Origin of the sequence: Gordonia alkaliphila (assembly GCF_023017165.1) — a bacterium.
In the GTDB taxonomy this organism is placed as follows: domain Bacteria; phylum Actinomycetota; class Actinomycetes; order Mycobacteriales; family Mycobacteriaceae; genus Gordonia; species Gordonia alkaliphila.
In genome coordinates this window covers 181,480-198,773 of the sequence record NZ_JALKBW010000002.1, presented here as the reverse complement: position 1 = coordinate 198,773, position 17,294 = coordinate 181,480, and the positions used below count along the sequence as shown (strand labels likewise).

At 63.4% G+C, this 17,294-nt stretch carries 34 protein-coding genes; 5 read left to right on the top strand and 29 right to left on the bottom strand.

All coding sequences use genetic code 11. From position 1 onward, the window contains the following. The first annotated feature begins 12 nt into the window (after window positions 1–12). Window positions 13–357 (top strand): hypothetical protein, encoded by a 345-nt coding sequence (locus MUG78_RS17940; protein ID WP_246997671.1) that lies wholly within the window; start codon window positions 13–15, stop codon window positions 355–357. A 67-nt stretch (window positions 358–424) separates the two neighbouring features. Then, window positions 425–1,444 carry an IS30 family transposase gene (locus MUG78_RS17935; RefSeq protein WP_246997703.1) on the top strand — a complete coding sequence of 340 codons (1,020 nt, stop codon included), beginning with the start codon at window positions 425–427 and terminating at the stop codon, window positions 1,442–1,444. A 309-nt stretch (window positions 1,445–1,753) separates the two neighbouring features. Here the strand turns inward: MUG78_RS17935 and MUG78_RS17930 are convergent, their stop codons facing one another. The 3 genes from MUG78_RS17930 to MUG78_RS17920 form a co-directional block, all read right to left on the bottom strand. Then, window positions 1,754–1,993 (bottom strand): hypothetical protein, encoded by a 240-nt coding sequence (locus tag MUG78_RS17930; protein WP_246997669.1) that lies wholly within the window; start codon window positions 1,991–1,993, stop codon window positions 1,754–1,756. Window positions 1,994–3,046: 1,053 nt separating this feature from the next. Beyond that, the gene (locus tag MUG78_RS17925) at window positions 3,047–3,289 is read right to left on the bottom strand and encodes a hypothetical protein (protein WP_246997667.1); all 243 of its coding nucleotides are present in this window, start codon (window positions 3,287–3,289) and stop codon (window positions 3,047–3,049) included. A 275-nt stretch (window positions 3,290–3,564) separates the two neighbouring features. Beyond that, complete coding sequence (locus tag MUG78_RS17920) at window positions 3,565–3,720, bottom strand: hypothetical protein (RefSeq protein ID WP_246997665.1); 156 nt, start codon at window positions 3,718–3,720, stop codon at window positions 3,565–3,567. Between the two features lie 131 nt (window positions 3,721–3,851). Here MUG78_RS17920 and MUG78_RS17915 point away from each other — a divergent pair, with 131 nt between their 5' ends. Beyond that, window positions 3,852–4,133 carry a hypothetical protein gene (locus MUG78_RS17915; RefSeq protein WP_246997663.1) on the top strand — a complete coding sequence of 94 codons (282 nt, stop codon included), beginning with the start codon at window positions 3,852–3,854 and terminating at the stop codon, window positions 4,131–4,133. A 489-nt stretch (window positions 4,134–4,622) separates the two neighbouring features. Here the strand turns inward: MUG78_RS17915 and MUG78_RS17910 are convergent, their stop codons facing one another. The 26 genes from MUG78_RS17910 to MUG78_RS17785 all read right to left on the bottom strand — a co-directional run bounded on the left by MUG78_RS17910 (window position 4,623) and on the right by MUG78_RS17785 (window position 16,355). Next, window positions 4,623–4,976, bottom strand: a complete 354-nt coding sequence (locus MUG78_RS17910; protein WP_246997661.1) for a hypothetical protein — start codon at window positions 4,974–4,976, stop codon at window positions 4,623–4,625. After that, window positions 4,973–5,371, bottom strand: a complete 399-nt coding sequence (locus tag MUG78_RS17905) for a hypothetical protein (RefSeq protein WP_246997660.1) — start codon at window positions 5,369–5,371, stop codon at window positions 4,973–4,975. Before MUG78_RS17905 ends, MUG78_RS17910 begins: the two co-directional genes overlap by 4 nt. A gap of 131 nt (window positions 5,372–5,502) precedes the next feature. After that, window positions 5,503–5,766, bottom strand: a complete 264-nt coding sequence (locus MUG78_RS17900; protein ID WP_246997657.1) for a hypothetical protein — start codon at window positions 5,764–5,766, stop codon at window positions 5,503–5,505. Window positions 5,767–5,857: 91 nt separating this feature from the next. Then, entirely contained in the window at window positions 5,858–6,202 is a 345-nt protein-coding gene (locus tag MUG78_RS17895) for a hypothetical protein (protein ID WP_246997655.1), read from the bottom strand. 503 nt (window positions 6,203–6,705) lie between these two features. Further along, window positions 6,706–7,509, bottom strand: coding sequence for a hypothetical protein (locus MUG78_RS17890; protein WP_246997653.1), 804 nt, complete (start codon window positions 7,507–7,509; stop codon window positions 6,706–6,708). 809 nt (window positions 7,510–8,318) lie between these two features. Beyond that, complete coding sequence (locus MUG78_RS17885; RefSeq protein ID WP_246997651.1) at window positions 8,319–8,570, bottom strand: hypothetical protein; 252 nt, start codon at window positions 8,568–8,570, stop codon at window positions 8,319–8,321. Next, window positions 8,570–8,770, bottom strand: coding sequence for a cold-shock protein (locus tag MUG78_RS17880; RefSeq protein WP_246997649.1), 201 nt, complete (start codon window positions 8,768–8,770; stop codon window positions 8,570–8,572). Before MUG78_RS17880 ends, MUG78_RS17885 begins: the two co-directional genes overlap by 1 nt. 233 nt (window positions 8,771–9,003) lie before the next feature. Then, complete coding sequence (locus MUG78_RS17875; RefSeq protein ID WP_246997647.1) at window positions 9,004–9,534, bottom strand: hypothetical protein; 531 nt, start codon at window positions 9,532–9,534, stop codon at window positions 9,004–9,006. 7 nt (window positions 9,535–9,541) lie between these two features. Then, window positions 9,542–9,742, bottom strand: a complete 201-nt coding sequence (locus tag MUG78_RS17870; protein WP_246997645.1) for a hypothetical protein — start codon at window positions 9,740–9,742, stop codon at window positions 9,542–9,544. A 65-nt stretch (window positions 9,743–9,807) separates the two neighbouring features. Beyond that, window positions 9,808–10,050 carry a hypothetical protein gene (locus MUG78_RS17865; RefSeq protein WP_246997644.1) on the bottom strand — a complete coding sequence of 81 codons (243 nt, stop codon included), beginning with the start codon at window positions 10,048–10,050 and terminating at the stop codon, window positions 9,808–9,810. Window positions 10,051–10,175: 125 nt separating this feature from the next. After that, window positions 10,176–10,517, bottom strand: a complete 342-nt coding sequence (locus tag MUG78_RS17860) for a hypothetical protein (RefSeq protein WP_246997642.1) — start codon at window positions 10,515–10,517, stop codon at window positions 10,176–10,178. Between the two features lie 255 nt (window positions 10,518–10,772). Continuing rightward, window positions 10,773–11,114 carry a hypothetical protein gene (locus MUG78_RS17855; RefSeq protein ID WP_246997640.1) on the bottom strand — a complete coding sequence of 114 codons (342 nt, stop codon included), beginning with the start codon at window positions 11,112–11,114 and terminating at the stop codon, window positions 10,773–10,775. A 104-nt stretch (window positions 11,115–11,218) separates the two neighbouring features. Beyond that, window positions 11,219–11,392 carry a hypothetical protein gene (locus MUG78_RS17850; protein ID WP_246997638.1) on the bottom strand — a complete coding sequence of 58 codons (174 nt, stop codon included), beginning with the start codon at window positions 11,390–11,392 and terminating at the stop codon, window positions 11,219–11,221. Window positions 11,393–11,449: 57 nt separating this feature from the next. Continuing rightward, window positions 11,450–11,716, bottom strand: a complete 267-nt coding sequence (locus MUG78_RS17845) for a hypothetical protein (protein ID WP_246997636.1) — start codon at window positions 11,714–11,716, stop codon at window positions 11,450–11,452. Beyond that, entirely contained in the window at window positions 11,713–11,886 is a 174-nt protein-coding gene (locus tag MUG78_RS17840) for a hypothetical protein (RefSeq protein WP_246997635.1), read from the bottom strand. The genes MUG78_RS17845 and MUG78_RS17840 overlap by 4 nt, the downstream gene beginning before the upstream one ends. Before the next feature lie 79 nt (window positions 11,887–11,965). Then, on the bottom strand, window positions 11,966–12,232 hold the full coding sequence (locus MUG78_RS17835; protein ID WP_246997633.1) for a hypothetical protein: 267 nt from the start codon (window positions 12,230–12,232) through the stop codon (window positions 11,966–11,968). Window positions 12,233–12,345: 113 nt separating this feature from the next. After that, on the bottom strand, window positions 12,346–12,612 hold the full coding sequence (locus MUG78_RS17830; RefSeq protein WP_246997631.1) for a hypothetical protein: 267 nt from the start codon (window positions 12,610–12,612) through the stop codon (window positions 12,346–12,348). A gap of 115 nt (window positions 12,613–12,727) precedes the next feature. After that, window positions 12,728–13,084 (bottom strand): hypothetical protein, encoded by a 357-nt coding sequence (locus MUG78_RS17825; RefSeq protein ID WP_246997629.1) that lies wholly within the window; start codon window positions 13,082–13,084, stop codon window positions 12,728–12,730. Window positions 13,085–13,208: 124 nt separating this feature from the next. Further along, the gene (locus MUG78_RS17820; RefSeq protein WP_246997627.1) at window positions 13,209–13,382 is read right to left on the bottom strand and encodes a hypothetical protein; all 174 of its coding nucleotides are present in this window, start codon (window positions 13,380–13,382) and stop codon (window positions 13,209–13,211) included. Window positions 13,383–13,406: 24 nt separating this feature from the next. Then, window positions 13,407–13,637 carry a hypothetical protein gene (locus MUG78_RS17815; RefSeq protein WP_246997626.1) on the bottom strand — a complete coding sequence of 77 codons (231 nt, stop codon included), beginning with the start codon at window positions 13,635–13,637 and terminating at the stop codon, window positions 13,407–13,409. 47 nt (window positions 13,638–13,684) lie between these two features. Further along, window positions 13,685–13,933 carry a hypothetical protein gene (locus MUG78_RS17810; protein ID WP_246997624.1) on the bottom strand — a complete coding sequence of 83 codons (249 nt, stop codon included), beginning with the start codon at window positions 13,931–13,933 and terminating at the stop codon, window positions 13,685–13,687. Window positions 13,934–14,000: 67 nt separating this feature from the next. Then, the gene (locus MUG78_RS17805) at window positions 14,001–14,246 is read right to left on the bottom strand and encodes a hypothetical protein (protein WP_246997621.1); all 246 of its coding nucleotides are present in this window, start codon (window positions 14,244–14,246) and stop codon (window positions 14,001–14,003) included. A gap of 509 nt (window positions 14,247–14,755) precedes the next feature. Then, window positions 14,756–15,064: a hypothetical protein gene (locus MUG78_RS17800; protein ID WP_246997620.1), complete on the bottom strand. Its 309-nt coding sequence runs from the start codon at window positions 15,062–15,064 to the stop codon at window positions 14,756–14,758. Window positions 15,065–15,389: 325 nt separating this feature from the next. Next, window positions 15,390–15,686, bottom strand: a complete 297-nt coding sequence (locus tag MUG78_RS17795) for a hypothetical protein (RefSeq protein WP_246997618.1) — start codon at window positions 15,684–15,686, stop codon at window positions 15,390–15,392. A gap of 46 nt (window positions 15,687–15,732) precedes the next feature. Continuing rightward, window positions 15,733–16,041 carry a hypothetical protein gene (locus MUG78_RS17790; RefSeq protein WP_246997616.1) on the bottom strand — a complete coding sequence of 103 codons (309 nt, stop codon included), beginning with the start codon at window positions 16,039–16,041 and terminating at the stop codon, window positions 15,733–15,735. Further along, a complete protein-coding gene (locus MUG78_RS17785) occupies window positions 16,041–16,355 on the bottom strand; it encodes a hypothetical protein (protein ID WP_246997614.1) in 315 nt (104 codons plus the stop codon). The genes MUG78_RS17790 and MUG78_RS17785 overlap by 1 nt, the downstream gene beginning before the upstream one ends. 308 nt (window positions 16,356–16,663) lie before the next feature. Between MUG78_RS17785 and MUG78_RS17780 the strand changes: the two genes are divergently transcribed. Next, window positions 16,664–16,909, top strand: coding sequence for a hypothetical protein (locus tag MUG78_RS17780; protein ID WP_246997612.1), 246 nt, complete (start codon window positions 16,664–16,666; stop codon window positions 16,907–16,909). 119 nt (window positions 16,910–17,028) lie between these two features. Beyond that, window positions 17,029–17,268, top strand: coding sequence for a hypothetical protein (locus tag MUG78_RS17775; RefSeq protein WP_246997610.1), 240 nt, complete (start codon window positions 17,029–17,031; stop codon window positions 17,266–17,268). Window positions 17,269–17,294: the final 26 nt, after the last annotated feature.

Sequence of the window (17,294 nt, the reverse complement as noted above, 5' to 3'; positions counted from 1 at the left end):
GATCCAGAGAACGTGCTGTTCGAGATCGAAGCGAAGACCTGGTATGTCCTCTCGAAGGACCCGCTCACCGCGCGCTTCTACACGTCAAGGCACATGATCAACGAGGGGACCTTGGTCATGGTGGTCGGCTGGGCGCTCGACGGCGTGGTGAGTGGATCGCCGGTCCTGATGCGCGTGCATGCGACGGACGCGCGCGAGCTGGCGGTCGAACGCGATGCTCAATGGGTAGGCATCAATGCCGCCAGTCATCGTGTTGTCGAACCAACGAATACGCCGGGCACACCGAGGAACAAGATCCGCAACCAGGTCGTGGGTGAGATCATGTCCAAAGGCGGGGGCGGTGTCATAGCGTCGTAGCAACACTGCAGGCCACCAGGGGTTGCAGGTAGCACGACGGGAGACCCGGGTGGGGCTTGGACGGATGATGCTGACGGTGGCGGATCGAACGGAGATCGCCGTCGGCAGACGGGCGGGGATGACGGTCACCGCGATCGCCGAGCAGATCGGCCGGGACAAGTCGATCGTGTCGCGAGAGATCAAACGCAACGCCACCAAAGCCGGCACCTATCGCGTCATACACGCCGACAAGCAAGCGAAGGCACGACGAGCCCGCCCACAGACCAGAACGATCGACACCGACTCGGTACTCGCCGAACGAGTACGATCCGACCTGCCCGCATCGCGGACACCCAGACAGATCGCTGGCCGATTGAAACTCGAGTCCGAAGACTCCACAGTGGACCCCATGACGGGATCACCGAACGCCCACGGACGCCGCATTTCACACGAATCGATCTATCGGTGGATCTACGCTCTCCCGAAGGGAGAGTTGGCTGCTCAGGGCATCCTGCTGCAGTCCAAACGCACCGTGCGCACACCGAGGAAGTCGGCCGGTGAGCGATCAGCGCGGATCGTGGGCATGGTCAGTATCGATGACCGCCCCGAGACAGCATCTGATCGGCGGGTGCCGGGCTGGTGGGAGGGGGATCTGATCGTCGGGAAGGCCGGCCAGTCCGCGGCGGTAACACTGGTGGAACGCACGAGCCGGTACACGCTGATCCTGGGTCTGCCAGACGGGAAGAAAGCGTCGGGTGTTGCCGATGTGCTGATCGATCACCTGCGGGGACTACCGCAGTTCATGCGGAAAGGGCTGACGTGGGATCAAGGCACTGAGATGGCTGAGCATGCCAGCGTCACCGTCGCCGCCGACCTGCCGATCTACTTCGCTCATCCCCGCTCACCATGGGAACGACCTACCAACGAGAACACCAACGGCCTGATCCGCGAGTACCTGCCCAAGGGCACCGAGATCCCGTCCGACCAGCTCTACCTGGAAGCGATCGCCCGCGAGCTCAATGAGCGGCCACGCCAATGCCTGGGCTTCTACACCCCGAGGGAAGCCTTCGAACGCCTACTCAAAGACAACGTTGCTTCCACGATTTGACACCGCCATCGGCTTCGTACTGCCATGACGCCTGCTCCACAGGAATCTCCGGCTCATCACCGCCGAGCGCCTGACCGGCCTGCACGACCCAGCATGGCCGCGATCCCCCATACGCTGAAGTGTCGAACTCGGGAGTCCAATCGGGCGTCTTGTTATCGTAGTCCTCCTGCGTGCCGCACGCGTAGCAGAACGCGGCCTTGGTCTCCTGCGTGAACTCATCATGCGAGTCTTGGCTGAAGGCGTCCAGGTCGGCGGCGGCCCAGATGGCCTCGCGAACCCGAACGTCGTGTCAGGGGCCCAGCGTCCGGACTACTTGCGGTGATCCTCACCGAAGCAGTCGACCGCGCGGGCAAGCTCGTCGTCGATCGCCTTCTGCAGCTCTTCCTTCGTCCGATTTCCGTCGCCTTCGTGGATCACCACGCGGTAGCCGTCGTTCGCCATCGTCTTGGCAGTATCAAGATTCCCGATGTAGTCGTACGGCGAATCGGAATCGTGTTCGTACGCCGTGGCGAAGCTGAACTCGGGATGGGTATCGTTCGGATAGGGCATGGTCTCCTGCTCCTCGTCTCCCCGTCACAGCGTCTCTGTGTCGGTCTGCGCACAGTATCGAGAGCTACCGACACCGCCGCCCGAGGCATTACGTCTGGTGCGCGCACCCCCGGCCCGCATACCCCGATCGGCGATCGCCACCCAGGCTATTGCCGCGGGCGGTGGCATCGTCTGTGGCCAGTACTCGCCCGACGTCACTTCCCCGACATCGGCCCGGGATCGGCCGGCGGACGTGGGCGCCCATCTTCGTACGTGCACCTCTCGCAGGTTTCGTCTTCGCCCCACGCTCCACCGTGTCGTTCGCAGGTGCTGTTCGGCGCGTCTTCGGCGCTTCGCGGGTCCGGCGCGGACTGTGTCTGGTCGTTCATTTCTGTGCTCGCCCTTTCTCCTTTAGCGTGGAGCTCGAACCGGCTGTTCGGGCCCCCTCGAAATCTGTCGGCGGGGATATTGTGCGCACGCGTCGCGAACTGGTCGCGCCCATGCGACAAATTGTGGCCATCTGCGGGGCTGGCATCGCGCAGCAAAGTCTCGTACCCGGTTGGCGGGGATCAGGGCCCCGGGCCATTCCAGCGGAGAGCCCCCCCCTTTCTGCGGCAGCAATGCCGAAATATTTTCCCCCCTCTTGTGCACTTTGCGGTCACGGTTGAAGGGGCCTCATGGCCCACCCCGCGAGCACCCACGCCTTCGTTCCGGAAGTGCTCCACAGAGCTCCTGCGGGCTGGAAGTAGGACCATTCATCTGGGTCGGCACTATCTGCCTTCGTCATGCAGAGCTCGCCGGCGTGGGGGCCTTCCGTCGGGACATGGACCTCGGCCCAGTTGCCATTCGGGTCGTTGGCTCGGTTTTCCTCGACGAAGCTCGCCAGCTGCGCGTGGGTGACCACCGGGTATCCTGATTCCTGGCCCAGAGCTTCGAGTACCGGAGCCCCCGGCTCCCAGTCGTCTGGGTTCAGTACGAATTGCATTCACACACCTTCCTTCGTACGCGCTGATTTCTCAGACGTCGCGCGAGCTCCCCCGGACTTATCCCGGCGAGCCCCCCGCACGGTGTTGGTCACCGGTCGTCCAGGACTTCGAATTTAACGTCCGGATCCCCGGTGACGACAATGCGAACGGTTCCATTCGGCTGTGGTATGACCGCGAGGTCGACGTATGACCCGCCTTCGAACTCGGTGTCCACGGAAAGGAACGGGCAATCCACGTCGCCTGGATTCAGCTGGTAGGTTCCATCGCTGGCCACTGGATAGTCCGAGAAGTCGGTGACGGCGATGTCGCGGTGACTCAGTTTGACCTTCATGCTGGGGCACCCTAGTGCGCGTCCCGGACAGGCCCTGGGCTGGAACTGATCGACGACTGATGGACGTAGTTGGTTCCGGCGGGAGGTATGGCTACCTGCTCGATCGGCGGGCAGCCCAGCACTGAGCGATGAGCGCGATCCCGTTGCGGGCCGCGTCAATGTCCGCGGAGGTCAGGGGCTGATCGTCACACGCACCGTGGTGAAGCCCTTGACCCCATCGGGCCGTCGTATTCGGTCGTGTGGGTAGCGGCTGTTCGTGGTGGTGCTGATTATGTTCATTTGCGGTGGGTAAACGGTGGGTCCAAGATTGCCCGGAGGTCGGCGGAGAGGGCGAGTTCGACCCATCCGCCTGCCTCGGTGATTGCGGTGCCGCCGGGGCTGGTGATGTTGCGGTCGTCGAGGGCGATGGTGGTGTGCGCGCTGTGAGTCATGGCGGTTGGACGTCGGCTGATCGGATGAAGGTGCTGGAGCACTCGCGCTTCCTAAAGACGGCAGCAAGAATGTAGTTGTCAGGTCAGGGAAACAGCCCCCGACCACTACTCCGCCGAAGGAGCTTTCAAGAATGTCGAACCTCATCACCGCCCACAACGTCATCGACGAAGCCGGCCACCACGACCGCCTCTACGTCTTCGGCGCCGACATCGCCGACCCCGAGAACGACCCGTCCGCCATCGTCGATGACTCCACCGATCCGGGCAGCTGGGCGTTCGTCATCGAGGTCGCCTCGTCCGAAGACGAGCAGCCCTACATCGCCGCCCTCGAAGCGCATGGCCTCACCGTCACCGGCACCGACAATGCCGGAGACTGGGTTTGCGAGCAGTCCGCGCCGCTGCGCACCCGATGATCCGGGCCCCAATGATCCCCCAGGTCCGCGGCCACATGGTCGCGGGCCTGAGAGCAAACGCCCAGAGAGTCCACGCACTCGACCCGGCCGAACAGCCGCAAGCCGGGCTGGTCGCCCGCTTGTGGGAAGCCGAAGACGCGGACTCGAGTTCGGCGCCCTGTGGTGGGTGTCGCGGGACATGACCACCCTGGCCGCCGACACCGCCCTGTGCGGCGACCCCATGCCCGACTGGGATTTCCGCGACAGGGACAGGGTGTTGGTCGCGACCCGGATGATGTCGCCTGCGGTGCCACCCTTCGCAAAAGCCTGCGGTGGGTCCCGATGTGCGGGCCGCGCTTGATGTGCTGGCCCGGCGTCGCCAGTTCCCGGTGGGTAAGCGGGGGTGGGTGATGCAGAAAACCGCCCCCTCCGATATTCGGAGAGAGCGGTTGATTTGCGTAAACGGTCGGGCTGACAGGATGTAGAGCGTGTAGTTGTGCCACACACAGGTCAGCTGCGGCGATCACCCCGGTAGATATCACCCTCGATGTAGGTGAGGCAGTCCCCCTCGGGGGATTGTGCGACGAAGAAGTAGTCGGCTTCACTCCAGATGATCTTCCATCCAGCGTCCTCCAACATCTCCCACACGGTGTCGTCGCCGCCGCTGCCGGCGAAGAACGCGTCAGCGTCGCTGTCGACGGCAATTTCAGCGGTCGCCGGCGGGCGGCAAACTCGCCCGGACCCCGAGTCCGACAGCGGGAAGTGATTGTTGAACGCTGAGATCGCCGAATCGACTGTCCCCGCGGCTCTCACCGCCGTCCCGCATTGTCGGACGCTCTCCCAGAATGGGTCCGTGACGCTCATCGCTGACCCCCTCCAGCCGTACGCGTACGGTCATCCCACATGCTGGCCGCGACCGAGTCGATCTCGCGCAGCTCCTCAATCCGAGCGGGGGGCGGACAGTCGACGACATTCCCGGCGATCACCTCTGCCGCATCGGTGTCGACGACTTCAGCGATCTGGAACAGCAGCGAGGTGTGTGTCCGCACCGGCTCCTGAGAGGATGTCCAGTCGACGTCGCCGTAGATGTTCCACCAGTACTGGGGGGAGAACCACACGTACTCAGAAGAGTTTTCGTCCAGATGGGTAATGACCCCGACGGCCCTTTCACGCCGAGTTCCGACGCCCGGGTCCAGAATCAGTTGCGCGATCATCCCCTCCGTGAGGGGAATGCCGCTGACATCGGTACGAACGGTCATTGCTGGCCGCCTTCCTTACGATCTCGAAGAGTGGGAACATCGGACCAAATCGACGTGTTGATGGGAGTCGCCGCAGGCCCCCCGCTCGCTGCGGAACGCCCGCACCGCCGGTTGCCGATCGGACCACGCAATCACTGCAGCTCATCGAGGAACGCGGCCAGGGAACCACAGGCACCCTTCGGCCGCTGTCCGGCGGCCCAGAGCTTCGCGCCGTGTTGCTCGGCCGCTTCCATCTGCTCGCGGCTGGCGTTGGCCGATTCTCCGCGTTCTCTGCAGAGCACCAGCGCGCTGTGGGCGTCGGCTTCCCCCCGCGGCCCCGCGCCCTTGCTACGTTCTGCCCAGTACCCGGCCACAGTAAGTGCGCTGAGTGCTTCGTCAATCAGTTTCGAGGCCATTCTCATTCATCCTCCGTGGGCCGTAGCGTGCCGTGCAATGGACTGTTTCATAGCCCCCCGACAGCCGGTTCGCGTGCGGTACACCCGGCAACTACGACAGCGATTGCCCGTCCGCGCGAGGCTGCTCGGCGATGTCGGCCCGTGCCGATCGCGCCATTTCGCGCGCTTCCTCGGTATAGCGCGGGTCGCAGGTTTGGTCGGACACGTCTTTGCCGATGAGCTCGACGAGCTGTCGCACGTCTTCCGGAGTCGGCGACGTTCGGTTGTCGACCTCTGCGTTCCGGATACGGCGTAGCGCGACCGATCCCGTTCCGCCTTCGGTATGCCGCCAGAACACTTCGCCGGGCAGTATGTTGTGAGCTTCCAGCGCGAAACTCGATGGAAGCTCTTCTTGTGCCATTTCGGCAATCTTGTCTGCGTATGCGTTGCTACCCATTTCGAGTGTCCTCGTCGTCGTGTCGTCTTCTGTTCACCAGGGCCTGCCGCCATTCTGGTCGGCGGTGTTCGATAGATCGCTGTTCACTCGTCTGGACGACCTGCGTCATCCCAGCATTCTGGGCAGAGGTCCTTCTCTGACCTCTCGCCGTGCCACCATCCGAGGTTGCCAGCGGTCTCCACGGCGTCGTTCTGGTCCAGTTCGAAGTCGACAGCCGGCTCCGAAATGCAGGTGTCGCATTGCACTCGCCAGAACGTTGCTGAACGGAACATCACATTCCCCTCTCTCGCCGATTCGTGATCTCGCCGTGGGCCGGAATATATCAAGGCTCGCCGACGCCTCTATTCTGCCCGTGCATAACTCGGTGCAGACCCTGACCGGACATGGGACCTGTGTTGCCGCGCGCTAGGCGACGGCGCCCCAGTTCGCACTGGAATAGGCAACCCGGGCGGCCCTCCGGCGGGCTGCGCGTAGGACCCCTACAAAACTACCTGCTCGTCCAGCTAGTTGAAGTCGTAGCCGCCCATGAGCTCACAGAACTCGTATGCCGACTTACTCGCAGCTGGCGCTGAGTACACAGCTCCGATCGCACGGCCCAACAACGGCCCCGGATCGATGATGCAGCGGCGGTCAACATCGGGGTACGCGTCGAAAATGGAGTAGCCGTCCTGGTACACAGTCGGCGCATTGTCACAGGCAGAAAAGTCCAGATCAACCTTGCTGACGAGGTACAGGTAGAGGGTGTCGCTGGGGGCAGAGCCGAGCTTGCACATCCGGCTTCCCGATTCCAAATTCGTTGGACTGGCTCCACGACGCTTCGACGTCGTCGCAGGCGGAGACTCGCGGTGCTCGGTTGTCGACGGAACCGACGGGGATTTCTCGGCGGAAGGCTGCGACGTAGGTTCCGGCGCCGGCGTTGCAGACGAGCCTGGGGTAGTTGCCATCTGCGATTCCGCCGACCGCTGGCCGCCTCCAACCACCTGGAAGATCGCCAGCACGACCACCACCCCAGCGAATACCGCCCAGCCGCGGTAGCTAGGGGGACGCTGGGGGTTTCCGTACCGCCCCCGCAGCAACGCCCCCGCGACTGCCAACACGACTGCAAACAGCACCACCCCCAGGATGGCGAGCGCTACGCTGTGCCCTTCGGCGTTGAGGTCCTTCCGGTCCATGAACATTCCGATAGGTGCAACCACACCGAAAATTCCTGCCAGGCCCAGTAGCACTGTCCCCAGTGCCGCCAATCCGGGGCGCCGATCCTGCGGCGCCGACGCCTGTCGCACTGACTCTTCCTTCTCCACCGCCACTGTCGCCTTTCGCGCGCGGTGCCACGCCACCTGCGGCCGCACCTTACCTACTGCTGAATCTGCCCGAGCGATTCTGTTTACGCTCGATCACTGACCGCGTGTTCACATGGCAGAACGTCCCCGACAACCCGGCCTGGCAACCACGCTCCTCGGCGTCGCTTCAACGCCGAGTCGAACAGCCCCGACATCGTAGCGCCCCCAGCGACTCACGGGTTCTCGTGCCGACAGGATCCCGACTTAGTTGCACCCGGCACCATTAGAGCGGTGATGGTTCACCAGAAGGTATGCCACGCACCGCCGCGCGGCAGCGGGCCCCGGCTGGTCGCATTCCCGGGCCCCAATCCTAGCCCGAGTCATTGCCCACTGGCGGCATGGACTGCTCTAGCAACAAGAGTCCGACTCTCGACCGAAGGGAATCCAGCCGCGCAAGGTCAAGAACGCCGCGGCGCTCTGCGCTGCGTTCTCCAGCGGGTCGGCCGACTCAGAACTGAATGGCACCCTGAGCTGTGTCGGCGGACACCGATATTCGAAGGCAAGCCACTCCGACCCGCCCGGGGCGGAAGCGAGAGTCACTTCCATTGCCTTCTTCTCGCGGGAGAGGTCGTCGCATTTGCGTAGCCCGCCCCGAACCACGAGGGAATACCGCTGCGCTCCGCTGTCGTACTCGACATTGAAACACCAGTCTTTGAATCGGACGGCCTCGCGCCAACGGTCCGAATCCGGCGTCAGCCAGCCTTCCGTCATACTTGCTCCCATTCTCGCGTTCCTCACATCATCGCAGGACTGCCCGACCCCGGTAGCAGGACCTCTTAGTCAAACGTGATTCGAGTCAGGTTGTCTTCGATCTCAACCTCTACGCCCCCGAGGATCAATACCTGTTTGCCCTGCGAGTTGACGACGAGGTCGGTGAGTTCCCCCTGCAGCTGTCCCTGCTGCTCAGACACGACGGTTACTCCGGAGACAGGCCCGTCTTTCAGGATGTCTGCTACGGCGAACCCGACAGTGAGTCCGAAGGTGCCCACCCATTCGCTGCCGTTGGTCGCCAGCTCCAGGCCCGCCATCAGAGCCCCCGCACGCCGGTTGCCTGCGGCCCCTGAGCGCCCTGACTGACTTCGTACTCCACGCGCTGCCCTTCCTCCAGGCTCTTATAGCCCGCGCCCTCAATGTCTGAGTAGTGAACGAAGACATCGCGGCCGGAACTTTCCGGGGAGATGAATCCGAAACCCTTCTCGGAATTGAACCACTTCACTGTTCCCTGCATATCTATTTCATTCCTTTCGTCTTTTTCCCCACTATTTCCGACAACCCAGCCAGGACCCCTGGATTTACCGACACGTACGAACAGCTACGGTTTCCCGTGTCGACGACCTGAATGTCATCCATGACACTCCCGTTCCACTGTTTGTCGCCCTTTCCCACTGAAACTACTTCCCGACCAGCAATGAGAGCAACGCCTAGACATACGGGCTGGCACCGGATTCCCCCGAGTCGCCATCAGAAGTCTTTTTCCACCAGAGTCCCGACGATTGCCGGGCCCTGATACCCCCATTCTTCGAGCACGCCTTCCCCCCAGAGCGTGGCAGATTCAACTTCGGCGCAGATTATGACACCGTCAGTGCTGCCATCGTCAATGGTTCCGTCCATCAGCCCGTAGCTGTGCCGTCGCGCGTATTCTTCACTGATCGCGACCCAGTCCCCCGGGTTGATGGTGCCGACGCCGGGGGGCACTGCCCGGTAGATCGTCAGCCGGCGAATCCCGGTCGCCTGTCGAATCAGGTCGGCGGTCTCCCCCAGTAGCGCCCCGTACCAGTCGGGGTGCTCAAGCACGTCCAGCGGATAGACCGAATCGCACGTGCCGAGTGTGGTGAAACATTGTCCACTGTCTTGGTCTGGCGCCTCATGGCGGCCGCGATAGTCCGTCACATCTTCTCCTGTATCGGCGGATCTGCCCCGGTCGGGGTTCACCGGGAAGTGCGTGAGTCCGTGCGCGATGTCCGACAATCGCTCGACGGCGCGCCCGGGCACGGTCCTGCTACTCGCTGATGTCCCACTCGGTGCCGTTGTGATCGATAAGGGCCACTCGCGAGTACGTCTGCTCAGCAGCGAGCTGCTGCGCGTACGTGGCTGCGCGGTTGCTGTTGGCGAAGGCCGCGACCGAAGCCGGATCTACTTTCCCCGGCAGGATCTCGGCGTAGACCGTGATCTGCAGCTCGTCCTGATTCTCGCCTACCACGTCGTTTCCTCTCGTCGTCTCGCCCGTTGGCCGCTAGCCAATGGTGCCGTCCGGGGGGGTACTTCCTACTCGGACCGCACTTCTTCGTCCTTCGCGCGACGTCCCCCGTCGGCCAGCACGGTGTCCGCGGACACGCTCACCGTGTAGGGCCCGGATTCGGAGTATCCGGGTTCGCTGCGTAGGCGTTGGGCCTCGCGTTCTGTGGCTGCCACCCCCTCGGGTCGGTCCACGTCGTGGACCGGCCCGGACCACATCACCGTGCCGTCCACCAGGAGGTCTTTCCACTCCGCGGTCTTCCACTCGCCCATGTTGCTCAACTCTTCTTCTCTGACCGGAACGGTGCCGCTTGTCGGTGAGGTGGCCGCTCCCCGCTCGCCCGGCCCACGTCACATGCGGACACTTGCTGCTGCGATGGCCGGGCCGCGGGGGCCCGCTACCAGCTGAGTGCTTCCTTGACCATCGCCACGGCTGCGGCCACCTCCACGCTGGTGGTCGTCGCCAGCGCGTCCGAGTCGATCTCGAAGTTCCTGTTGACCACTTCTCCGCCGTCCTCGTAGCGACCCACGGACCATCCGGTCTGTTCCGAGCGGGGCTTCAGTGGGCCGTCTCCGTCGCTGATCCACACGTAGTGACCGACCGCGTTTGCGGTGTCGGGGACAGTCACCTCGACGGCCAAGCCTCCCCCGCCCACGTCGGTCAGGAAGGCATCCACCCCAGCTTCGTCCAGCGCGGTGAGAAGGTCTGCGTATTCGTCACGAAATCGATCTCGGCTCATTGTCTATCCCTTTCCAGTCTCTGGTCCCACGAAGGATCACACACCTCCCCGACAGCGGGAACGCAACAGGACCCGCGCGACGACGACCAGGGCAACTCGACGCAGCTACGGGTCCCATCCCACGTACCGCAGGCGTCCACGAGAGGCCAGTCTGGCGTTCGGCCGTCCCCCGGGGGACGGCCGGACCTGAAGGTCAGCACCCGCCAGGTGTCGGCTACCTGTGGCACGTAGCCGTTGCGGTTACGCTCCGCCTGTTTATGCGAGTGCGACGCGGACCTGTTCCACGAACTCCGCCAGGTCGTCCTGCGCCCAGGAGTCGGCACCTTCCAGCGGTGCCCGGCTGGATTCGAAGTGGGCGGACACTGACCATCCAGGGCCGGGCACATTGGTGGACGGATCGGGAGCGCTGTAGACCTCAGCCACGATCGCCATCGCATCGCCGGCAACGAGATACGTGGCCTTGCAGTAGTCTGCCCTGGCTGATGGGGCCAGCAGTGTTTCTACGCTGGAGATAAGGCCCTGCTCGTACAGCTCCTCAGCGACCGCATGCACGATCTCTTCGGCATTCGTCATGTCAATCTTGCTCTGGTCGAGCATTATGGGGACTCCATCCTCGCGATAGGCGGTGACTCCGCCGAGTACAGACGGCCACGATTGAGCGTCCGTGTCTTTGTTCTCCGCAGCCAGCGACTGCGTGAAGATCAGCGCGGATCCTCGGTTGCCCCGATTGCCCAGCCCACGATCTCCATGTCCTGGTCAGTCGTCGGATCGACCAGGCTGCCTGACTGGACGACCTCCGTCCAGGGCTGGTAGTGGTGGCCTCCTTCTGAGTCCACGTAGACAAGCCACATGTCACCTGTCTGAATCTCGTCCATGTACTCCTCCTGATGTTGGTGTGTGCCGTCGCACCGGCGACTCTGCTCGCGCGGCGACTAGCTCAGCGGTGGGAGTCCCAGCTCTGCTGGCTGGAGGTGTACGTGCACTTTGTTCGCCGGCACCCACACGTACAGCATGTCCAGCCCGGCAACCTGGTTCCAGTTCTGGAATACTCCGACGATCTCGACGGACAGTCCGGGTGTCACGCCATGGTCGTCGTTGGTGAGCTGGCGTCCCGCTTCGGGGGCGTTGCGGACGGTGTGTGTCGTCCCGATCAGTGGGTGATCTCGGGTCTCTTCGTTCCCGCACATGCGTTGCGTCATTCCTGCGCCTCGGGCAGCTCGGTGGTCCAGCCGATGAGGTCCATGTCGTCGCCGTTCTCGGGGTCGATCAGTGTGCCGGCTTCGGTCAGATCTCCCCACGGCTGATAGTGGTGGCCCCCTCCCTCGTCCACGTAGACCAGCCACATCGCGCTGCTCTGAGTCTTCGCCATCACGTTCCTCCTACGGGTTATCGGGAAGGGCCGGCACGGCCCGCTACCTGCTATTCGTTGGCTGGTCGGCGCACACTAGCTAGTCGCAGAGTTCGACCGGCGTTTTCAGCGTCGTCTCTTGGACCGTCATGATCGGAGACAGGGACACGACGGGCAGATCGGGGTCGTCGAATTGGATGCCGGTGATCGGCATCTCCTCGCAATCGGCGCCTTCTGCGTTGATGACGGTGTAGTCCTTCGTGGCATCGACAAGAATTTGCCGGGCTTCGCTTTCGCTGCGCGCCTTGACGTACGCGGTTGCGGCGACGACGATATCGGCGGAGTACAGCTGGGGTTGTTCACTCATCGTTTAGTGCTCCTACTGGCAGCCCCGTGTGCAGGGCAGGTGCGGGGGGATTGTTTCTTATAGCGTCACCGGGGCCTCTGGCGGCCGGCGAGTCGTTGCGGGGCGGGGTCGCACTATCCGTTGCGCTGCAGCCGATCGAGTGCCCGTTCGGAGTTGTAGGCGTCGTAGCGGCCGGCGTCGGTGGAATGTCGGCTCACCCACTCGCAGATCTTTCCGTGCCCTCGCCATCCGAAGTGGCTGCTCAATGCCTGCCACTCCGCAGGAGTGACCGCCCGGTCGCGCAGGAATTCGTGGACGCCAACGGTCACGCTCCCGTACATGTCGGTCACAATCCGTGCTTCGACGTTGTCGGGATCCTCACCCCATGCTGTCGCTATCATTTTGTCCTCTTCCTTCACTTCCTGCGCCCCAGGGGGCACTGCGCGATATTCCCGTTTGCTGCCGGCGCGGGCAGGCGATAGCGCTTCCGTTTCAGTTTTGGTCGTCGGCCAGCGATCAGCTCAGGCGGTGTTCGATCTCGTTCCAGAGCTCTTTGACTTCGTCGGGCCGGCTGTCGATCGGCCCGAACGGGTCTCCGTTCGGCGCCGGCGCCTTCCCTCGTGTGCCGCCGGAACTCAGCCACACGATCTGGCTTCCGCCGATCACGTGCTGCAGCTCGACGACGTGGGTGTACTTCGGCTCGGAGTCGGGCCCGGGGAACACGTCGAATCCCGGAATCCGGGCTGCGTATCCCCGGTTGTCGTTGCCGTAGTCGTCGGGCGTCACCCACTGCATGCGCTCACCGCCGACGCTTTCGGCGTCGACGATGGCGTCGAGAATCTGCACCAGTCCGTGGTGGTCATCGAGGCTCATATGCCCTCACTCTCCATCTATGTTGTCGGTGTGGACCTGATCGTCCCATAGCGCGCAGACATCGTCCGGGCGCCGCTCCATCTTCCGAATCGGTTCGGATGATGTTGGATAAGACCTCTATCGCCTACTCCCGGGCTTCTTCGATGTTCTTCAACACCCATTCCCAGTAGCCCTGGCGCGTGTCACCGTTGGCGACTTCGTACTGCCAGGATTCGACCGGCCAGTCCCGATGTTCACGCCACTGACCGCCATAGCGGTCTGCCAGTTTCTGCGCCGGAGTGTCTTCGTAAATGGCCATTACTCGCCTTTCTCTTGGCAGGCGTTAGAGGCTCTGCCAGTAGTTGAGCTCTGCGTCGTTCTGTTCGTACCAGTGCGGGCGACCGCGCCCGATATCGGATGCGATCAATGCATCGTTGATGCGGCTCATCTCGTCGCCTCCCCAACTCTCAGCACTGCCGAGAATCGTGAGCACCTGCGCGGCGAACATCTGGGCGGCCTTCGGGTCAATCTGATCTGCCAGCTCTTTGAGGGTGCCGGGCTGAGTCGGTGCCATTTTGGATTCCTTTTCTGCTACTTTTCTTGGGCGGGCCTATATTGCCGTCAGACGCCCCACGTGAATTCGTGTCCTACGAGGTAGGGGCGCTCTTCGCAGGAGAGAATCTTGGCGAAGTAGCCTGCCTCACCGCTTCTCCCGAGTCCGGTATGCGGAAAGACGTTATCTTCGGCCCAGTCCTCAACGTCTTCATGATTCGGGTCGTTGACGTCCGGCGCGATCGTCATGTCATGTGTTTCGGTGCGCGTGAATTCTTTTCCGTCGTACACGTCGGTGAACAGGATCGTGATCTTCATGATGAGTTACCCTTTGTTTCTCGCACTTTTCTGCAAAGCATAGAACAGCAAGGATGACGGCGGCTGTTTATGCGCGATCTGTGATGACTTCTCGTGACTCCAACTCACATTCGTTATCCCAGTATTTGAGGAACTCTTCGGCGATCGCCTCGTCGCTCATCTTGGGATCCCACAGTTCGTCGGGGAGTCCGCCATCGCGGGCTCGTTCTGCGAGCGCACGGTATGCAGCCGCTTGCGTTGCATAGAGCTGGATGTCGGAAGGGGCGTCAGAGTAGTTGTCTTTCAGAATCCAGATGGGGCCGATGTCGCTCATCAGTTTCCCGATTCTTTTCCGGCGGAGCGGGCCGCCACCTTTCGGTCGTGTGCGTCCTGACTGTGCGGAGCACCCAACCAGCACCATCCGCACTCATTTGGCGAGAGTGTCCGATTCTCATTGCTGACGTCATCGACTGCAGCGACGTGGAGTACCGATGGCTCCCGGTCCGAGCCGTCCGCGGATACCCACTCGTCCGTGCGGGTCAGTCCGCCGTCCAGCGTTCGTCTGATCGGACCAACGACGCGCCTGCCGAGCGGCCCGTTGTCGTAGCTGATTGCCATACATTCCACCTCGTCGTCATGGCGCCGGCACGAGCAGTGCGCCTTGGGTTGAGACCCCGCCCCCCCCAGAACCGACTTCGGACCTTGGGGCCGCTTACTCGCCTGCGGGAACTCGCAGGCACGAGGGGGCTGCGGGCAGAGTGGCACAGGCCCCCGACACCGCGGATTGCTGCGTGGCGCGGATTGCGGCGGCCGACCCCGCCCCGGCGCCGCGGTGCCACCGACTCAGCGCCCCAACCACGGCGTCGATGCTCGATCCAGTAGATAGTCGAGCAACGCGGGCACGTTCATGAGCGTGATCGCCCACGGGTGCACCTCTACGGATACGTCGCAGAATCCGTTGCTGTCGTAGTCGACTGCGTTGATCACGATCGGCGCCTGTTTGTTCTTCATGCTGGTCGCTGCGCGGATCATGTCCTCGCGATCCTCGGTGTCCCACAGCGGTTGGGCATGCTCGTCGAGGAACAAGGCCGGGTCGATCACCACATTCTCCGGCGTGACTGTCTCGTAGGTAACTCGCGCTGTATCTGGCACTGCTACGCACCCCTTCTGGTGTTTTTTCCTGCTGGTCGCACTGCGGCCCCGTCGTTCACGGCCCCGCACACCTGGTATCGCTGCGCAGAGCTTCTCTGGGCCGTGGCTTCATGACCGCCGGGCGGATCTGAGTGGCGTTCATTCGCCGGCGTCGGAGTCAGCGTTGGGGCACCCCCGATACTCGCCGGGGTCGGGGTCGTGGGACCACCGCCACCCCACCGGGCCGGGTGCCGGGCTTGGGAACAGCGCGCCCGCACACCAGGGGCACTCGGCGATGTCAGCCGCGGACTCCGGATCGGGAAGGTTCACTTCCGCCGAGCTCATCTCATTGGCCGCCCAGGAAGGGGTCGGCGTGCTCGGCGATCAGCGCATCGAGGCTGATCCCGATACCTCCGTAGGTGACATAGAGCGTGCCGTCGACGATCTTCCAGTCGTCGGCACCGATCCAGTCGGTGAGAATGATGTCGCGGGCCATGTCGAGCGCGTCGCTGGGTTCGGTCGCGTCGATGCCGCGATCGGCTGCACCGGCGGCCAGCCCCGTCTGCATGCGGGCGAGGTAGTCGTCCTCGGGCCCCGCTGCGACGACGTTGCCGAATCCCCACACTTCGAACATCGTTGCCATGTTGTTCTCCATTCCTCGGGTTTTGAATGCTCCAGTTGCGGCCAGATCAGGGCAGCAGCGGGGCACTGATCTTGTGTTCACGAAACAGATGGTTCTGTTGCATCGTTACGAGCGACTCCCCCCGGCCGCTGACGAGCAGTTCGCCGCACTCCCCGCACAGCGTTGCCTGTGGCCCGTGGAGGTCGAACCGTTCCCCGAACTTGCCGATGAGTGCGCTCACCGTGGTGGACCGGATTGCTCGCGGCATCGGATTGCCGTCCCAGTCCGCACCCCAGATGAGAACGACGTCAGCGCCTCCGAGGTGATCGAGGTACTCGGCCGCTTCGTCGGCGGTGAGCCGGTCTCCGACCGCCATCAGAGAACTCCACCCTCGGGCACATAGTGTGCGTCGGCTGGCACGTACTGCCGGTGCGCGGCCAACGTGGACTCCACCTCGTCGAGTCGACGATCGATCTCATCGGTCACGCCGGTGCGGTCAGCGACGGGATCGGACTCGACGGCGATCTGCACCAGGCGCACCACATGCGTCCCGCCGGCCGCCTCGGAATCCTGGACGTCGCTGTCGTAGACCGCCTCCGCTCGCGGGCGATCCGGCGCCCAGATAAAACCGCCAGCACCACCATCAGTGCCCGCTGGCGAGAAGGACGCGACCCACACGTTCGTGGCCATCTGTCTACGCCTCCCGGCCGAGCTGCCGCGTCACGGCGACTTCCAGCCTCTGATGAACACTTCGCATGGGAATCCTCTCGATTGGCTCGTTCACCAGGGAGGCTGCCACAGGCCCCGGACAGGCCTTCTCCATACCGCAGCGCGGATCCGCTTCCACTTCATGCAGTGTGTGTGCAGCGATGCACGTCAACGCTGTCGGCGACTGTCTATACAGTCCCGCTCACCCCACGCGCGGCCCCCCACCTGCGCCTGCGGGCGGCACCGGGCACAACCAGTCCGGGCGCCCCAATCGATCGGAGGACAGTTCCATGCCCAACCCCCACTTCACCCGTGACCAGATCTCGGCCGCCCTCAACATCTCGATGGACGAGATCATCAACGCCGCCGGACTCGGCGAGGAGGCGGCCGCCAACGCGATGATCCTCCTCCTCAACGCCACGCTCCACATGCTCGACCACAACCCCGCTGGCGACACTGTCGAACTGGAGCAGGTCGTCGCCGATATCTACGAAGACGGCACCACGCTGACCGACGTTCTGGGCTGGCTCCGCTAGCCCCGGGCTGGCACGCCAACGGTGTCGGCGACTCTCGATACAGTCCCGTTTACCCCGCGCCTGCGGCGGCACCGGGCACAGCAGTCCGGTTTCCCCTCCAAATCGATCGGAGCATTTCCATGTCCAGCACCTTCACCCGCGACCAGGTCTCGAATGCCATCAACGTCTCCGCCAACCAGATCATCGCCGCTGCGGACCTCGCCGAGGAGGGGACCGTCGACGCATTGAACCTCCTCGTCAACGCGACGCTTCACATGCTGGACCACAACCCCGATGGCGACGCCGGCAATTTGGAGCAGGCCGTCGCCGATTCCTACAGCGACGCCTCGCTGAGCGAGGTGCTGAGCTGGATCCGCTAGTCCCAGCTCCACCCTGTTCGCCACGA

Coding starts and splice junctions, on each gene's coding strand:
- MUG78_RS17935 (WP_246997703.1), top strand. CDS start 425: ATGCTGACGGTGGCGGATCGAACGGAGATCGCCGTCGGCAGACGGGCG.
- MUG78_RS17930 (WP_246997669.1), bottom strand. CDS start 1,993: ATGCCCTATCCGAACGATACCCATCCCGAGTTCAGCTTCGCCACGGCG.
- MUG78_RS17925 (WP_246997667.1), bottom strand. CDS start 3,289: ATGAAGGTCAAACTGAGTCACCGCGACATCGCCGTCACCGACTTCTCG.
- MUG78_RS17920 (WP_246997665.1), bottom strand. CDS start 3,720: ATGACTCACAGCGCGCACACCACCATCGCCCTCGACGACCGCAACATC.
- MUG78_RS17915 (WP_246997663.1), top strand. CDS start 3,852: ATGTCGAACCTCATCACCGCCCACAACGTCATCGACGAAGCCGGCCAC.
- MUG78_RS17910 (WP_246997661.1), bottom strand. CDS start 4,976: ATGAGCGTCACGGACCCATTCTGGGAGAGCGTCCGACAATGCGGGACG.
- MUG78_RS17905 (WP_246997660.1), bottom strand. CDS start 5,371: ATGACCGTTCGTACCGATGTCAGCGGCATTCCCCTCACGGAGGGGATG.
- MUG78_RS17900 (WP_246997657.1), bottom strand. CDS start 5,766: ATGGCCTCGAAACTGATTGACGAAGCACTCAGCGCACTTACTGTGGCC.
- MUG78_RS17895 (WP_246997655.1), bottom strand. CDS start 6,202: ATGGGTAGCAACGCATACGCAGACAAGATTGCCGAAATGGCACAAGAA.
- MUG78_RS17885 (WP_246997651.1), bottom strand. CDS start 8,570: ATGGCGGGCCTGGAGCTGGCGACCAACGGCAGCGAATGGGTGGGCACC.
- MUG78_RS17880 (WP_246997649.1), bottom strand. CDS start 8,770: ATGCAGGGAACAGTGAAGTGGTTCAATTCCGAGAAGGGTTTCGGATTC.
- MUG78_RS17865 (WP_246997644.1), bottom strand. CDS start 10,050: ATGGGCGAGTGGAAGACCGCGGAGTGGAAAGACCTCCTGGTGGACGGC.
- MUG78_RS17860 (WP_246997642.1), bottom strand. CDS start 10,517: ATGAGCCGAGATCGATTTCGTGACGAATACGCAGACCTTCTCACCGCG.
- MUG78_RS17855 (WP_246997640.1), bottom strand. CDS start 11,114: ATGCTCGACCAGAGCAAGATTGACATGACGAATGCCGAAGAGATCGTG.
- MUG78_RS17850 (WP_246997638.1), bottom strand. CDS start 11,392: ATGGACGAGATTCAGACAGGTGACATGTGGCTTGTCTACGTGGACTCA.
- MUG78_RS17845 (WP_246997636.1), bottom strand. CDS start 11,716: ATGACGCAACGCATGTGCGGGAACGAAGAGACCCGAGATCACCCACTG.
- MUG78_RS17840 (WP_246997635.1), bottom strand. CDS start 11,886: ATGGCGAAGACTCAGAGCAGCGCGATGTGGCTGGTCTACGTGGACGAG.
- MUG78_RS17835 (WP_246997633.1), bottom strand. CDS start 12,232: ATGAGTGAACAACCCCAGCTGTACTCCGCCGATATCGTCGTCGCCGCA.
- MUG78_RS17830 (WP_246997631.1), bottom strand. CDS start 12,612: ATGATAGCGACAGCATGGGGTGAGGATCCCGACAACGTCGAAGCACGG.
- MUG78_RS17825 (WP_246997629.1), bottom strand. CDS start 13,084: ATGAGCCTCGATGACCACCACGGACTGGTGCAGATTCTCGACGCCATC.
- MUG78_RS17820 (WP_246997627.1), bottom strand. CDS start 13,382: ATGGCCATTTACGAAGACACTCCGGCGCAGAAACTGGCAGACCGCTAT.
- MUG78_RS17815 (WP_246997626.1), bottom strand. CDS start 13,637: ATGGCACCGACTCAGCCCGGCACCCTCAAAGAGCTGGCAGATCAGATT.
- MUG78_RS17810 (WP_246997624.1), bottom strand. CDS start 13,933: ATGAAGATCACGATCCTGTTCACCGACGTGTACGACGGAAAAGAATTC.
- MUG78_RS17805 (WP_246997621.1), bottom strand. CDS start 14,246: ATGAGCGACATCGGCCCCATCTGGATTCTGAAAGACAACTACTCTGAC.
- MUG78_RS17795 (WP_246997618.1), bottom strand. CDS start 15,686: ATGGCAACGATGTTCGAAGTGTGGGGATTCGGCAACGTCGTCGCAGCG.
- MUG78_RS17790 (WP_246997616.1), bottom strand. CDS start 16,041: ATGGCGGTCGGAGACCGGCTCACCGCCGACGAAGCGGCCGAGTACCTC.
- MUG78_RS17785 (WP_246997614.1), bottom strand. CDS start 16,355: ATGGCCACGAACGTGTGGGTCGCGTCCTTCTCGCCAGCGGGCACTGAT.
- MUG78_RS17780 (WP_246997612.1), top strand. CDS start 16,664: ATGCCCAACCCCCACTTCACCCGTGACCAGATCTCGGCCGCCCTCAAC.
- MUG78_RS17775 (WP_246997610.1), top strand. CDS start 17,029: ATGTCCAGCACCTTCACCCGCGACCAGGTCTCGAATGCCATCAACGTC.